The organism is Cyclobacterium sp. SOCE241, assembly GCF_056867545.1.
Genome location: NZ_CP149779.1, coordinates 5,355,051 through 5,370,185, shown reverse-complemented (window position 1 = coordinate 5,370,185; position 15,135 = coordinate 5,355,051). Strand labels below are relative to the sequence as shown.

Sequence of the window (15,135 nt, the reverse complement as noted above, 5' to 3'; positions counted from 1 at the left end):
AAAATATTTGATAACTGTTGGTTACCCTATTATAACTTGTTTTAATGACACTTTCGGGCTTAATCCAGTTTAAGCACCGCCATAAACGCCTCCTGAGGAACTTCCACATTCCCTACCTGACGCATTCTTTTCTTACCTTTCTTTTGTTTATCGAGAAGCTTTCTCTTCCTAGAAATATCTCCTCCATAACATTTAGCCAGTACATTCTTTCGCAAGGCTTTTACCGTTTCTCTGGCAATTACCTTTGTTCCTATTGCCGCTTGTATTGCAATTTCAAACATTTGTCTTGGCACCAATTCCTTTAACTTTTCACAAAGTCGCTTGCCCCATTCATAGGCTTTGTCTCTATGGACAATTGCCGAAAGGGCATCAACAGGCTCACCGTTTAGCATAACATCCAGCCTGACCATATTGGATTGCTTAAACCCTATCAATTCATAATCCAAAGAGGCATAACCTCTGGAAATGGTTTTAAGCTTATCAAAAAAGTCAAAAACGATTTCTACCAAAGGCATATCAAAGGTCAATTCCACTCGATCTGAGGTCAAATAAACTTGATTTTTTATTTGCCCTCTTTTCTCCATACACAATTGAATCACCGGTCCTACATAATCAGAAGCAGTAATGATGGAAGCTTTAACGAAAGGCTCCTCTATATGCTTGAAAAGGTTTGGTTCCGGCATATCCGAAGGCGCATTGACTACCGCATATGTTTCATCATTCATTAATGCCCTAAACTGCACGGATGGTACCGTGGTAATAACCGTCATGTCAAACTCCCTCTCCAATCTCTCCTGTATGATTTCCATGTGAAGCATTCCAAGGAATCCACACCTAAAACCAAATCCTAAAGCAGCCGATGTTTCCGGCTCCCAAACTAAAGAAGCATCGTTGAGCTGTAATTTCTCCATAGAAGCTCTTAGCTCTTCAAAATCCGTTGTTTCTACCGGATAAATACCGGCAAAAACCATTGGCTTAACATTCTCAAATCCTTGGACAGTATTACTACAAGGTCTTTTAACATGGGTGATGGTATCTCCTACTTTCACCTCCTTTGCCACCTTAATTCCTGAAATCAAATAGCCTACATTCCCGGCTTGTAATTCATTTTGTGGTTTTTGTTGGATACCCAATATACCGATCTCATCCGCCTCATATTCTCTACCGGTATTGACAAACTTAATTTTGTCACCTTTATTAATAGTCCCATTAAAAATTCTAAAGAGCACCTCTACACCTCGAAAAGGATTGTAAACAGAATCAAATATCATGGCCTGTAAAGGAGCTTCAACTTCCCCTTTAGGCGCAGGAACTCTTTCTACAACAGCATTTAATATATCCTCAATGCCTATCCCTTCTTTGCCGGATGCCAAAACAATATCCTCCCTGTCACAGCCGATCATTTCCATTACTTCCTCAGCCACTACCTCAGGTTGAGCACCCGGAAGATCGATTTTATTTAAAACCGGAATAATTTCCAAATCATGACCAATGGCCAAATAAAGATTAGATATAGTTTGCGCTTCTATACCTTGAGAGGCATCAACGATCAATAGAGCACCTTCACAAGCCGCTATAGACCTTGACACTTCATAGGAAAAATCCACATGACCGGGTGTATCGATAAGGTTCAAGGTATACTCTTCACCTTTATAAGGGAAATTCATTTGGATGGCATGCGATTTAATCGTAATCCCCCGCTCCCTTTCTAAATCCATATTATCCAATAGCTGGTCTTGCATTTCCCGCTCTGTCACTGTATTAGTGAATTGTAAAAGTCGGTCTGCTAGTGTACTTTTGCCATGATCAATATGGGCAATTATACAGAAATTTCTTATTTTATCCATGTTCATACTAAGTGCAAAAGTAGTAAATAGTTAGTGTTTTAATATGTTTTGTCCATATAAATTAGAAGTTTAACACCTGAGGCTTGAAAGAGAATACTTTCAAGCGAATGGGATAATGCTTAAATTCGAAAATAACTGAATATAATGCTTCAAATGAAACTTTATTTTCTTCTGTATATCCTTTGGCCACTACTGCTTTCAACAAATGAACCTCCGGAGAAATACCGGGCAATAAAAGGTGGAGTGGTTTCCATAAACCCCAATCGTCCACTCAATTGGAATGACTTCAAAAAGTAAATTTAATAGGAAATAGGTCCACAATCAATGCCATCACACAAAGCACTTGTGAGATTGATATATTAAACATCAAAAAAAGAGGGGATCACGTTAGTCTGGATATTGAGGTTAAAATAAATCTTCATAAGGAATTGAGCCAAGTTAAAAATGAATTTTTCACAACTCGGGACGCACAAACAAAACAACGAGTACTTCATCATGAAAATGGGCATTACCTTATCGCACAGATTATCGGCCATCGAATTCTTAATTCTGTAAACAATTATAAGTTTGACGAAAAAACCACCGAACTCAGTTAAATAGGATTATTAAAGAGAATTTTAAAGATTGGAAAAGAATGGATGAACAATATGACGCTCAGGCTACCAAGCCATACAATCCTGAAATGCAGGCTCGGTGGGATCGTTTTATTGCATCTGAGCTTCAGTCCTTACAACAAGAATAGTTGACAAACACATGAAATCAATCGCTGACAAAAAGAAAAAAGAGAATATTATCGAATACATATTGTATTTGTACCGAATGGAAGACTTACTTAGGGCTTACCAATTTGAAATGAATGAGGTCAATGAGTATGTATTGGGACATAAAAATGTTCAAGAAGAGGATAAGGAGGAAACAAGAGTATGGCTTTCAAGTATGATACAGGCAATGAAGCACGAAGGGATCCAGAAAAAAGGGCATCTACAAAGAACCCAAAAATTGGTTGATCGCCTAGCTAAAATTCATTGGCAACTTTTGAAAGAAGAAGCCGAATACATGGCTGTTTATCGCAAAACCCAACCCCACTTGCTACAATTAATCACTGATAGCCAACAAGAGATCCCAGAGCATGAAATCCAGATTTTTATCAATACGCTTTATGGAATCCTTTTAAGTAAATTAAATGGACACAAAATACCTGAAGAAATTATGAATGCGGCGTCAAGTTTCGGAGACACCCTAGCCATGTTGAACCATGCCTATATGAGTGGTTATGAACCAAAACTAGGATAATAGAGATTATTACTCCATAAATTCATACACGCTATGGTATGCGCCTTTCGCATGTACAAAATCTAAAAAAGATTGGTAAAAACCATTGTTCCCTATGGTTGCACTGTCACCTAAAACAATTAATTTCCTTTTTGCTCGTGTCAGTGCAACATTCATTCTCCTTGTATCAGCTAGAAAACCTATTTCACCTTGCTCATTTGAACGGGTAAGGCTTATGAGAATAATGTCTCGCTCTTGTCCTTGAAAACCATCCACCGTACTAATGGTTAAATTTTGATCCAATTGTTTGAGGAATATCCACTCTGAATCCATGGCTACCATTTCCTTTAACAACCTCACCTGTGCACTATAGGGAGCAATCAACCCTACTTGCCATGCTTGGTTTTCACTATTATTCTTCCCTATTCTTTTCAATAAGTCCTTTAATAAAGTAAGCAACATAAAGGCTTCTTCTTTATTACTGATGCTAAGGGTTTCCCTGTCTTTAAATTCCAAAAAACCACTACCTGCGGTATCGATAAAGGCCAAAGTGGCTTCACCTTCCGCTAAATAATGTTTTTGCGTATTGGCTGCTGCTATTAGCTTATTGTTATAAAAAGCGATATTAGAGAACCCCATAATTGCCTCTGCCATCCTATATTGAACAGATAAAATCTGAGCTGCTTCAGGTTGATTGGTAATGGCTTTTTCAAAGAGAGTGTTTTGAAGCCCTTTGGCTGCTTCTCTGGATTTGATTGTAGGAGGTAGTTGACAATGGTCTCCGGCAAATACCACCTTTTGTGCTTTCATTATCGGAATCCAAGTTGCCGGCTCCAATCCTTGGGCTGCTTCATCAAGAAATACTACTTGAAAAGTCTTTCCTTTGAGTAAATTAGAAGCTGCACCCACCAAGGTGCAGGCGATCACTTGGCAGGAATCAAGAATGGAGTGGGTCATGTAATCATACAACTGCCTTGCTTCTGCTTGACATTTTCCTGCCTCATTATAATGCATTTTCCGCTTTTCCCTTTCAGCATGTCCAAAATTGCGTTTAAATTTATTGGCTTTCCTTCGGTATTCTTCTGCTTCCTTACGTAATTTTTTATATGCTTTATAGGAGGGGTGCGCCAGAATTTTCGCATCTAAGGTTCGCTGAATAATTTTCTCATCAATTCTTGCCGGATGACCTATACGCAGCACATCCAGGTTCTCATCCCCCATTCTTTCCACCAATAAATCAACCGCTGCATTACTAGGGGCACATACCAACACCTGGTCATAAATTTGGGTGGCGGAAACTATGGCTTGTATAAGGGTTGTGGTTTTACCCGTACCTGGAGGCCCATGTACTATGGCCAAGTCCTTGGCTTGCTCAATCAATTCCAACGCCTTATTTTGCCCTGCATTCAATAGCCCAGCACTGCCCGTTTCCCGAGCCAAAAAATAAGGTTTTTTATGTCCCAAAATCACCTCCTTCAAATGGGCCAACCTATTGTTTTCAGATGCAGTAACTGACTCCATGGCACTTGTCATCACCTTATAGGTGGTGTCATCAAACATCAGATTAACCCCGATCCCCCTTCACCAACCCAATCCGGAAGGCGCTCTGTATTTAAACTTAAGGTCATCACATTGCCTTTTACATTGTTTACTACACCATTTAGAAAGGTGGTTTGAATGTCATTTTCCTCCGCATTGGAAAACAAACTAATGGATTTACCTGAATGAAACCCATGGTTTGATAAGGCTTCTTTGACTGAAACTTCAATCACCAACTGATCTGAAAAAGTCCATTTAATCTTATTCAGCTGCACCGGATACCAACAAACCCCTGCCTGTACCTTGTCCTTAATCGATTTTCTAAAAGTCAAACTTCGGAATTGAGCGAGGTCTTCACCCCATTCCATTCGTAAAAGTTTTGTGGTATATAATAATTCTTCCGCTATATTTGTCATTTGTTATTTAATGTTTGAAGATTCAAGGTTAAGTAAATCATTCCTAAATTTAGACAATCATTCCTTTTTTAATCGCATGAATTTCTTAGCACATGCTTACTTATCCTTTGACCAGCCCAAAGTTTTAATCGGTAATTTTATTGGGGATTTTGTTAGAGGAAAAATTGATGAACAATTTGAAAGAGAAATTGTCACAGGAATTATGCTACATAGAGAAATCGACAGTTTCACAGACAAACATAAGCTCGTTAAGGAAGCCCAAGAAATTTTAAAGCCTGAATTTTCAAGATATTCTTCTGTAATAACAGACATGTACTTCGATTACTTCTTAGCGTTACGTTGGAGCAAATACAGTGCAGTACCTTTAGAAGATTTCTCTCGGTCAGTTTACGATTTACTGGAAGCAAACAGTTCAATTCTTCCCCAAAAGTTCCTGTTGCCCTTTAAGTACATGAAGAAAGAAAACTGGTTAACAGCCTATGGCACAAAGACCGGTATACAGCGGTCTTTTACGGGGCTTTCATACCGGACATCTTTTGATTCCAAAATGGAATTAGCGCCCCAATTTCTTGAAGAAAACCATGCTGTTTTCGAATCCTATTTCGAATATTTTTTTCGGAATTAATTGATTTCTCAAAAAACAAATTGAAACAATTACAAAATAGAGATGGTAAGTTGTAAACCAAAAAAAGCACCTACATGTCCTTGGGGATTGTGGTCCTTCTATTATTTATTGGCTTAAGTTATTTATTGTATGACTTTAACCAGTCCCGTGAATTCCCTTTCCTATTTTACTTGATTGGATGTACCCTCATCACCATAGTGTTATTGCTTATCTTGGTAAAAATGATGGCCGGGTACAAGTTTTTAGCTGCAGGAAAAGACAAGATTGAAATCTGGCTCCCGCTCAAAGGGCAGCGAAAAAAATACAATATGGCAGATCTTCTGGCCTGGCAAGAAGAGGAAGTAGTTGCCAATAAAAAAGTCTTTAAACAGCTAATTCTGGTTTTTATGGACAAATACTCCTTTTCGATCAGTAACCACGAACACTTGGGCTACGATGATTTAAAAAGATACTTGGCAAAAAAGGCCGCTAAAAAGAAAGTAAAATCCTAAATTCAATTCATAACAATTGTCAAAAACCACCACGTTTTTTTTTTAATTCTAAAATAAAATTGTCCCGTATCTCTAAAACACGGGACAATTCTAAATATCAGCTCTTCCTACTAAAAGTATTACAAAATTAACTCAATAGCCCGATGCGGAGTTGAATGAGTAGGAATTTAATGGGCCCAATCAAAACTATCTATTTCTTCCAGAGTCGCCTTAAGAAGTTGAATACTTGATTGAACATCTTCTTTGTTGGCCATTTCTATAACTTGGTGCAAATGCCTTGTAGGGATAGAGATGGCACCTGCAATGGCTCCTTTTCTCCCCATTCGCTGCACTCCGGCAGTATCCGTTCCTCCTGCTGTTAAAATTTCTGTTTGAAAAGGAATGTTATTTTTGGTAGCTGTCTTTTTCATGAAAGCAACCATTCTATAATCACATATGGCTGAGGCATCCATAATTTTAATGGCAGTACCTTTACCCAGTTCGGTGATTTTCTCATGAGCTGCTGCCCCGGAAGATCAAAAGCAATTGTGGTATCCAGGGCGATTCCGAAATCAGGATCAATATGATGTGCCGAAACCTGCGCACCACGTATACCAACTTCTTCCTGCACCGTAAAAGTGGCATACACATCATAAGCGGGAGCTTCCAAAACCCTTAAGGCTTCCAACAAAATAAAAACTGCGATTCTGTTATCGATAGATTTACAGTTGACGCAGTTCCCCATCTCCACCAACTCACGTTCTCGGGTAATGGGATCACCTACTTCAATCCACTTCTCAACCTCTTCCTTATCCATTCCCAGATCAATGAAATAATCTGAAATTTTAGGCAGTTTGTTTTTTTCCTCCTGAGTCATCACATGAATTGGCTTCGTACCCATCACGCCCATGATATCCTTCTCTTTCCCATGAACGATAACCCGCTGGGCTGTGAGAGTTTTCGGATCAAAACCGCCAAGCGTATGAAACCTTAAAAATCCATTGTCATCTATATGGGTGACAATAAAGCCTATCTCATCCATGTGAGCAGCCACCATTACCTTCTTCCCTTCAGGGTTTCTCTGCCCCTTCTTTATTGCGATGACATTTCCTAAATTATCTACAGCTATTTCATCTACTAAACCTTTGGCTTTTTCTAGGATAAAATCTCTGATTTTTTCTCAAATCCGGGAGCTCCCGGCAGTTCACAAATTTCTTTTAATAAAGCAACATCAATCATTTATACCTTGGTTTAATATGCCCGTTCTTCTTTTCCTTCCATATAATTTACGAAGGCCTTTTTTACCACACGAATCCCCCCTTAGTTGGGAAATTTCCTGTAAAATACCAGTCTCCACTGTGAGCAGGGCAGGATGAATGGAGATTATCTACCGTTTGATAAATCACATGAACGCCAGCCTTGATATTTTCTGAAGTAATAATTGAAGCTATTTTATCAGAGATTTCTTGATCTGTAAATGGTGCATAAATCTCCTTTACATAATTTTCTTCCGACTCAGGATAAGCTTTACATTTGTCATAAACCCTTTCCAAAAGATTGTCCATACCACCATTGTCTTCAATCAATTGAACGGCTGCCCTAAAGGCAATAAAGTCCTTCATTCTAGACATGTCAATGCCATAGCAATCAGGAAATCTTATCTGAGGGGCAGAAGACACTATGATGATGCGCTTTGGTTCAAGCTTATCCAGAGTAGTGAGTACACTTTTTTCTATGGTGGTTCCTCTTACTATACTGTCATCAATTAAAACAATGGTATCTATTCCTGATCGGATTACCTCATAGGTGGTGTCATATACATTTGACACCATTACATCTCTATCGGAGTCATTGGTGATAAATGTTCGTAATTTGACATCTTTGCTGACAAGTTTTTCAACCCTAGGTCTAAAGTTTAATAACTCACCCAAATCATCTAGGTGCGGTTTACCTTCTATAAGAATTTCTTTTCTTTTGGCACTAAGATAATCTTCAAGACCTTCTATCATTCCATAATAGGCAGTTTCTGCAGTATTAGGAATATAAGAAAAAACAGTATTCTTGAGATCAAAATCAATGGCTTTCAAAATTTGAGGGACCAAAGCCCTTCCTAGATTTTTTCGCTCTTTGTAGATATCAGGGTCTGTTCCTCTTGAGAAATAAATTCTCTCGAAACTACAAGACTTTTTTCTTTTGGCGGAATGATTTCAAACTCACCATAAGATCCATCCTTATTAAAAATGAGTGCGTTGCCGGGTTGAATTTCCTTAATTTGTTTATAATCAATGTCAAAAGCCGTTTTGATAGGTGGTTTTTCGGAGGCTACTACTACAATTTCATCATCTGCATAGTAATAAGCCGGCCGAATACCAATAGGATCTCTTACTACAAATCCTGCACCATTTCCAATCAGACCTGCCATGGCATAGCCTCCGTCAAAGTCTCGGCAACTTCTCCTCAATATTCTTGCAACATCGAGTTCCTGTTCGATCACCTCTGTAACCTCTACATTAGAAAATTTGTCTTTATATTTATCAAAAATCCTCTGATTTTCTTCGTCAAGGAAATGACCAATTTTCTCCATTACCGTTACGGTATCTGTTTTTTCCTTGGGATGCTGCCCTAGATTTACCAGTATATCAAAAAGTTCCTCCACATTGGTCATGTTAAAATTTCCGGCCATGACCAAATTTCTACTTCTCCAATTGTTTTGCTTCAAAAATGGATGGCAAGTTTCAATGCTATTTTGCCCGTGGGTACCATACCTAAGGTGTCCCAACCAAACTTCTCCTGAAAAAGCTGCATTATTTTTCACCCATTCAGCATCCATCAAATCTGCCGGAGTTCCTAATTTTTTGGCCTTCTTGTACTTCTTATTGATTTTCTGAAAAATCTTGGTAACTGCCTCAGATTCTACTGACCTGTATCGGCTGATGTATCTTGTACCGGGTGGGGTATTAATTTTAATATTTGCCAATCCTGCGCCATCCTGACCACGGTTGATTTGTTTCTGCATCAATACATACAACCTATTGGCAGCATAAAACGGGGTATTGTATTTATCAATATAATATTGCAATGGCTTTCTAAGCCGAATCATTGCAATCCCACACTCGTGTTTGATCTGGTCACTCATAACGTTCTAAAGGAGTAAAATATGAACCAAAGTTACGTCTTTTTTTAAGAATTAGTTCCCCAAACTACTCAAACTTAGACCGAGTATAAATTAGATTAAAAATTTTACCCCAACCTTCAAAACAAAACAAATTTCAAAAAACACCTATTCCCATAAAGGAAATTTTTGAAGCTTTATCTGTTTACCAAAGAAAAGCTTGGTAGTTTCTTCAAAAGAAACTGTATAATCAGAGACTAAAAACTTGTCTTTTTGCCCGGAATCCTGCTGGGCTAAAAGCTTGTTCTTCCGGAGTAAATTTTCTACCGACTTTGCCACGGTTTCTGAAGCGTCTATTATTTGAACCTTTCCATTATAAAATTCAATTATTTGATGCTTGATCAACGGATAATGGGTGCAACCCAAAACCAATGTTTGAATTCCCTTTAATTCAGACCGATTTAAATAAGAAGCAATAATATCTTTACTTATATTTTGTAAATGAAAGCCCTCTTCAATCATTGGAGCAAGCAAAGGGGTGGCCAATGATTTTATTTTTATTCCTTTTCCAAGGCTATTTACTTTTTGTAAATAAACGCCGGAGCTTACTGTTTGCTTGGTGCCAATCAAACCTACATTTTCATCTTTATGATTCTTACCAAGAAATTGAACGACTGGATCAATAACATTCACAACCAATGCCTTAGATGCCACATAGGCTTTTACTAAGTCAAAGGCAGCTGCAGAGGCTGAATTGCAAGCAATAAGAATCATTTTGCAGTTTTCCTTAAGTAATGCATCCGCAATTTTCACAGAGTAAGCTTGTATTGCTGCTGTACTTTTATCTCCATAAGGCAAATGAGCTGTATCACCAAAATACACGATCTGCTCATTGGGAAGCATTTTTTTACTTCCTTGGCTACAGTCAACCCTCCTATTCCACTGTCAAAAATCCCTATGGGCGATTGTGCAACGATGGCCATAATTACTTAGAAATTTAATTGCTATTTTTTGTTAGAAAAATAAATTCCCCGGATTCACGCATCCGGGGAAATGCAAGCGAAGGGTTAAATTAATTTAAAACATTTTGTCCACCATAAAGATCAAAACCTTCATGGCAAGCCTAACAAAGTTAGTAAAGTTTTTTATTTCCCACAAGGGTTGTTCGCGGTCAGCAGTATGGGTACATTCTACCCAATATTTCCCTTTAAAACCTACACTATTCGACTGATTTAAGGTTGGCACAGTATATGCTACTTTTATAAACATTAATCTTTCGATCATGAGACGTGAAATAATTGTTGGGCTGGGAGTTGGTACATTGTTCATTTCATTCGTATTCACCTTACTATATAATTTGCAATGGACTAGCCATGAAATATTTAGGGACAATAAAGGCAACCATCCAATTGAATCTTCCGTATATAACACAACAAGTAGTTGGTACACAGACTCTACACGTATTGCAGCTACCGATTTACCCCTGAATATCCAAAGGGTTATTCAGACTGACAGTTTAATTAATGATCTAGAAATTCGAACAGTAACAAAATTCTCACATAATAATGATGATTTCTATGATGTATGTTTTAAAGATGCCGATTATTTTAATATAATGGTGCTCTATGACAAGAATGGAATCATTGTTTCACAATAAAAATATAAAAACAGCTAAGCCAACGTTTACCTGAAAGCACTGATTGTGAAATCGGTGCTTTTCCTTTATATTTAAAATCTAATGGGTATTAATTTTATATGTCAAAAATTCTTTTAATTGAGGATGACCTAACCTACTCTAAAATAATTAGCAAATTTTTAGAGAAAAATGGATATGAGGTAATGAATAGCACAAAAGTGTCGGAAGGCCTGAGCTATTTTGAAAAGCATCAAGTTGATTTAATCATCACTGATTACCGCTTGCCGGATGGTACAGGCATGGAAATACTTGACCAAGTTCTCAATGATCAACCGACATTTCCGGTAATTTTAATTACAAATTATTCTGACATTAGAACGGCCGTCAAATCCATGAAAATGGGAGCTTTTGAGTACATCACTAAGCCTATTCAGCCGGACGAATTACTTCTCACTGTACAGCAGGCTTTAAAAAACGAAAGCAAGCACAGGAAACCTTCTCCACAAGCAAATAAAAAAGAACAGACTGCTAATAAACTTTCTGAACTTGATTACCAAATTGGAAAGAGCAAAGAGGCCTTGCAAATTGAAGAACACATTGGCTTGGTAGCTCCTACTGACTTGAGCATAATAGTATTGGGAGAAAGTGGTACAGGAAAAGAATATATCTCAAAGCGAGTCCACCAACAATCCAAACGAGCCAAGGGCCCTTTTGTAGCTGTGGACTGTGGAGCCTTGTCCAAGGAACTTGCCGGAAGTGAACTTTTTGGCCATGTTAAGGGAGCTTTCACCGGAGCCATAGATCACAAAACCGGGCATTTTGAAAATGCTAATGGAGGAACAATCTTTCTGGATGAAATCGGGAATTTAGGTTATGAGATTCAAATCAAGCTACTTAGAGCCATTCAAGAACGCAAAATCAGAAAGATAGGTGGCAATAAAGACATCTCTGTGGATGTTAGAATAATTGCAGCGACCAATGAAGATTTACAAGACCTTTCCAGACAAGGACTGTTTAGGGAAGATCTTTTTCACAGGTTAAACGAATTCAGCTTAAGAGCCCAACCGCTGAGAGAAAGGCGAGAAGACTTGATGTTTTTTTCCAATCTTTTTTTGATAAAAAGCAATGCCACACTTGAAAAAAATGTAACGGGATTTAGTCCTGAAGTAGTGAAGATTTTCAAGGAGTACCACTGGCCCGGCAACCTTCGTGAACTTAAAAACATTATCAGAAGAGCCGTATTATTAACAGGAGAAGGTCAAATTCAACCCAAAGTAATCCCTTCAGAACTCCTTGATCACGAACCTTTTCAGCCCATAGACATAAGCTCTGCCAAGGATCTAAAAAGCTCATTTGAAGATCAGGAAAAATCACTTATCATAAAAACTTTGGAGGAAATGCGATTTAACAAATCTAAAACGGCAAAAGTATTGAACATGGATAGGAAAACACTGTACAATAAACTAGAAAAATACGGCTTGGATTAATCAACCATTTCGTAGCCGAATTTAACCGCTAAATCTTCTAGTAGGGTATTGATTTTTTCAGTCAAGGCCCACACCTTTTCTTGAATATCTTGGGTTTTATTCCTTTTTAGATCTACCTCAATCTCTTTAGCAAGATCTTTAAATTTAAATTGGATTTGCCCCAATCGACTGGAAAGTTGGTGTGCAATGGACCGGATCGTCTCATAGTCCTCTTCATCACAAGCTTTGTTCATCATGATTAAATCCAAGCCTGTTTGGGTATAAAAACCCTCAACTACCTCCTTAAACAATGCCTCATCACCCATACAAAATTTCCTGATATCAACTAGGTTATAATCAGAGGTAGTGAAGTCATCTTCAGTTTCACCAGAAGGGCTTGGGCTTAATCTTTCCGAGGATGGAAGCAGTACATCCTCTTTTTGTGGTTTTACAAAATCAACAATGATTTTAACAAGTTCAGCTTCGTTAAAGGGCTTCAACAAAACACCATTAAACCCTTCATTGATCATGCTTTCTCTATCTTTTGTGAAAACATTAGCTGTCATGGCCACAATGGGTACCTGTCTGTATTTTTCTCTAGATCTCAAAGCTTTAAATACCTGATAACCGTCTATTTCCGGCATTTGAATGTCTAGCAACACCAGATCAAAATCCTCCTCCACAAAATTATTCATAAATTCAATCCCTCCGGTATAGGCAACGACCTCCGCCCCAAGGCCATTGAATAACAGGTTGGTAAACTTTAACCCCATTTCGTCATCATCCACCAAAAGCACCTTCAAATTCCCCACCACAGTGGAGTCCACTTCAGGAACAATATTTTCCTCTTTTTTATCAAGAAGAGTGGCTGGAATTGAAACCGTAATCTTGGTACCTACTCCGGTCTTGCTTGCTACAGCTATTTTACCTTTTTGAAGGTCTACAAGTTTTTTTACGATGGCCAGTCCCAAACCGGTGCCCCCATACTTTCTGGAAATGGTAGCATCTCCCTGGCTGAACTCCTTAAACAAATTTGCTTGCAGACTTTCCTCCATTCCCATTCCTGTATCTGATACTTCTAGCACCAAATTATCAGTAGTATCCATGAAAACCCTTACAGAAACCTCTCCTTTTTCCGTGAATTTCACTGCATTAGAAAGCAAGTTATTCATGATCTGATTGATTCTTAAATCATCTCCAAGAAGGTATTTATTTTTGGGGAGAAGAACCGAGAACTCTAAGGAGAGTCCGTTATCTATAGCCTTTTGCTTGAAAAAGAATGTATATCTTTAAAAATGAATCCGGATCAATGATCGCTTTTTCTATCTTAATTTTACCTGCTTCCAATTTCGAAAAGTCAAGAATATCGTTTACTATCCCTAACAGCGTTCCTGAAGCAAACTGTATCATTCTTACATATTCAGTCTGTGCTTCACCCAAATTTGTTTTAAGCAAAGCTTCATTATAACCTTGAATTACATGAAGGGGGTTCCGTATTTCATGGCTCATACTGGCTAAGAAATCTTGCTTGGTTTTGGCTAAGTTATCTGATCTTCTTTTTGCCTCAGCCAATTTTTCTTGGTAAGCTTCCGCCTTTTTAATTTCTCGGATAATACTATAAATAAAGCCTGAAGACCCCACCACACCAACAGCTATCAATACCCCAAGTAATATTGAAAGTTTATAAGTTAACTCATACGCTGAATCATTTTCTGCTTTAGATCTTAAAAGCGATTCATTTTGTAGAGAGGTAACCACACTTTGAATATTCATGATCAGCTCCCTATTCTTTTCATTGAGTTCTTGTTCCAACTCACTTAATCTGGACCGAAGGTATTGCTCTTCATTATTGATATCCAATACCATTTGCCTAACAGTATAAATGATGGAATCTGAATTTACGGGCATGTCATCGTCTACAGGGTTTAAGCGATTTAGATTCAGCCTCAATGTCCCCTTGATCTTATCCATGTCCTCTTTTCCATCTCCGGCCAAAGTCCCGGAAGAAGTCACCTCTTTGTTTAACGATTTGGGCGGTTTATCTGTACTTTGGTTTTGTTCTTTAAGGGCAGAAGGGTCTATTCCAATCCTTATTTTTCCTAAGTTCTGTAATCGGCTTAGTTCTTCTTTTCTTTTAATTTTTCTTTCTATATTGTACAAGGCCTCATTGCTGAAATTCCTGTTGTAAAGACTCCTCTTTACATCTTCCAGACCTTTATAAACCACCATCAACTCATTTACACTATAGCTGATCCCTTTCAGCTTTTTTAATTCTGTAGAATCCGTAACTATGGCTTCAAGTTTTTTTATTTCATTTTGTATCTGATTGTAATAATCCAGATTATGGCTGGTATCCTCCTCCACAAATACACTTCTTGACTTGTCCAGTTGGTAGATGTCAGCCAATAGTTGGTTAAGGTTTCTCAATTTTTCGTTAGGCTCAGACAGGGATTCCACGGAGGCCAATAGTTTGGTCACACTAAAATAGGTAATTGCCCCTACTCCTACTATTAAACAAATCCCCAGGAAAAACCGAGGATTACCATTATTCTTGCATTGAATCTCATAATCAAGGTTGGTTTTTAAACCCGAAATATGCAATAGGCCTTCTATCACATGCTGTAACCTCTTTAAAATCAACCTTCTTGATTGCCGTTTTGAATTTCACTTTAGCGATGCTGTGCTAAAACCTGCAAACAGCCTGATTTTCTTTCGATTACACCACTTCCTGAGAAAGCTCAGGAATTCCTAT

Annotated in this window: 12 protein-coding genes and 3 pseudogenes; 5 read left to right on the top strand and 10 right to left on the bottom strand. The window is 38.1% G+C overall.

Going from position 1 to position 15,135, the window contains the following annotated elements; translation table 11 throughout:
* Positions 1 to 59 precede the first annotated feature (59 nt).
* Both lepA and WG932_RS27320 read right to left on the bottom strand, forming a co-directional pair.
* Positions 60 to 1,853: a translation elongation factor 4 gene (gene lepA / locus WG932_RS27325; protein WP_014020863.1), complete on the bottom strand. Its 1,794-nt coding sequence runs from the start codon at positions 1,851 to 1,853 to the stop codon at positions 60 to 62.
* A 55-nt stretch (positions 1,854 to 1,908) separates the two neighbouring features.
* Positions 1,909 to 2,118 (bottom strand): hypothetical protein, encoded by a 210-nt coding sequence (locus WG932_RS27320; protein ID WP_483086012.1) that lies wholly within the window; start codon positions 2,116 to 2,118, stop codon positions 1,909 to 1,911.
* A 482-nt stretch (positions 2,119 to 2,600) separates the two neighbouring features.
* Here WG932_RS27320 and WG932_RS27315 point away from each other — a divergent pair, with 482 nt between their 5' ends.
* On the top strand, positions 2,601 to 3,140 hold the full coding sequence (locus tag WG932_RS27315; RefSeq protein ID WP_014020861.1) for a DUF4924 family protein: 540 nt from the start codon (positions 2,601 to 2,603) through the stop codon (positions 3,138 to 3,140).
* Between the two features lie 9 nt (positions 3,141 to 3,149).
* Here WG932_RS27315 and WG932_RS27310 read toward each other — a convergent pair whose 3' ends face one another.
* The gene (locus tag WG932_RS27310; RefSeq protein ID WP_483086011.1) at positions 3,150 to 4,679 is read right to left on the bottom strand and encodes an AAA domain-containing protein; all 1,530 of its coding nucleotides are present in this window, start codon (positions 4,677 to 4,679) and stop codon (positions 3,150 to 3,152) included.
* Complete coding sequence (locus WG932_RS27305; RefSeq protein ID WP_483086010.1) at positions 4,679 to 5,074, bottom strand: hypothetical protein; 396 nt, start codon at positions 5,072 to 5,074, stop codon at positions 4,679 to 4,681. Before WG932_RS27305 ends, WG932_RS27310 begins: the two co-directional genes overlap by 1 nt.
* Before the next feature lie 76 nt (positions 5,075 to 5,150).
* Between WG932_RS27305 and WG932_RS27300 the strand changes: the two genes are divergently transcribed.
* Both WG932_RS27300 and WG932_RS27295 read left to right on the top strand, forming a co-directional pair.
* Positions 5,151 to 5,699, top strand: coding sequence for an acyl carrier protein phosphodiesterase (locus WG932_RS27300; RefSeq protein WP_483086009.1), 549 nt, complete (start codon positions 5,151 to 5,153; stop codon positions 5,697 to 5,699).
* 74 nt (positions 5,700 to 5,773) lie between these two features.
* Entirely contained in the window at positions 5,774 to 6,190 is a 417-nt protein-coding gene (locus tag WG932_RS27295) for a hypothetical protein (RefSeq protein WP_014020858.1), read from the top strand.
* A 167-nt stretch (positions 6,191 to 6,357) separates the two neighbouring features.
* On the opposite strand, the pseudogene WG932_RS27290 reads toward WG932_RS27295, so the two are convergent.
* The 4 genes and pseudogenes from WG932_RS27290 to WG932_RS27275 form a co-directional block, all read right to left on the bottom strand.
* Positions 6,358 to 7,408, bottom strand: a pseudogene (locus tag WG932_RS27290) (M42 family metallopeptidase).
* Between the two features lie 12 nt (positions 7,409 to 7,420).
* A pseudogene (locus WG932_RS27285) lies at positions 7,421 to 9,305 on the bottom strand (amidophosphoribosyltransferase).
* Positions 9,306 to 9,449: 144 nt separating this feature from the next.
* Positions 9,450 to 10,264, bottom strand: a pseudogene (murI, locus tag WG932_RS27280) (glutamate racemase).
* A 94-nt stretch (positions 10,265 to 10,358) separates the two neighbouring features.
* Positions 10,359 to 10,565, bottom strand: a complete 207-nt coding sequence (locus tag WG932_RS27275; protein ID WP_339678990.1) for a hypothetical protein — start codon at positions 10,563 to 10,565, stop codon at positions 10,359 to 10,361.
* Here WG932_RS27275 and WG932_RS27270 point away from each other — a divergent pair.
* Together WG932_RS27270 and WG932_RS27265 are read left to right on the top strand one after the other, a co-directional pair.
* Positions 10,564 to 10,938, top strand: coding sequence for a hypothetical protein (locus WG932_RS27270; protein WP_339678988.1), 375 nt, complete (start codon positions 10,564 to 10,566; stop codon positions 10,936 to 10,938). The genes WG932_RS27275 and WG932_RS27270 overlap by 2 nt on opposite strands.
* Positions 10,939 to 11,036: 98 nt before the next feature.
* Positions 11,037 to 12,404 (top strand): sigma-54-dependent transcriptional regulator, encoded by a 1,368-nt coding sequence (locus WG932_RS27265; protein ID WP_339678986.1) that lies wholly within the window; start codon positions 11,037 to 11,039, stop codon positions 12,402 to 12,404.
* Here WG932_RS27265 and WG932_RS27260 read toward each other — a convergent pair.
* A complete protein-coding gene (locus WG932_RS27260; protein ID WP_483088728.1) occupies positions 12,401 to 13,642 on the bottom strand; it encodes an ATP-binding protein in 1,242 nt (413 codons plus the stop codon). The genes WG932_RS27265 and WG932_RS27260 overlap by 4 nt on opposite strands.
* A complete protein-coding gene (locus WG932_RS27255; protein ID WP_483086008.1) occupies positions 13,635 to 14,999 on the bottom strand; it encodes a sensor histidine kinase in 1,365 nt (454 codons plus the stop codon). Before WG932_RS27255 ends, WG932_RS27260 begins: the two co-directional genes overlap by 8 nt.
* Positions 15,000 to 15,135 lie beyond the last annotated feature (136 nt).

Coding starts and splice junctions, on each gene's coding strand:
- lepA (WP_014020863.1), bottom strand. CDS start 1,853: ATGAACATGGATAAAATAAGAAATTTCTGTATAATTGCCCATATTGAT.
- WG932_RS27315 (WP_014020861.1), top strand. CDS start 2,601: ATGAAATCAATCGCTGACAAAAAGAAAAAAGAGAATATTATCGAATAC.
- WG932_RS27310 (WP_483086011.1), bottom strand. CDS start 4,679: ATGTTTGATGACACCACCTATAAGGTGATGACAAGTGCCATGGAGTCA.
- WG932_RS27305 (WP_483086010.1), bottom strand. CDS start 5,074: ATGACAAATATAGCGGAAGAATTATTATATACCACAAAACTTTTACGA.
- WG932_RS27300 (WP_483086009.1), top strand. CDS start 5,151: ATGAATTTCTTAGCACATGCTTACTTATCCTTTGACCAGCCCAAAGTT.
- WG932_RS27295 (WP_014020858.1), top strand. CDS start 5,774: ATGTCCTTGGGGATTGTGGTCCTTCTATTATTTATTGGCTTAAGTTAT.
- WG932_RS27270 (WP_339678988.1), top strand. CDS start 10,564: ATGAGACGTGAAATAATTGTTGGGCTGGGAGTTGGTACATTGTTCATT.
- WG932_RS27275 (WP_339678990.1), bottom strand. CDS start 10,565: ATGATCGAAAGATTAATGTTTATAAAAGTAGCATATACTGTGCCAACC.
- WG932_RS27265 (WP_339678986.1), top strand. CDS start 11,037: ATGTCAAAAATTCTTTTAATTGAGGATGACCTAACCTACTCTAAAATA.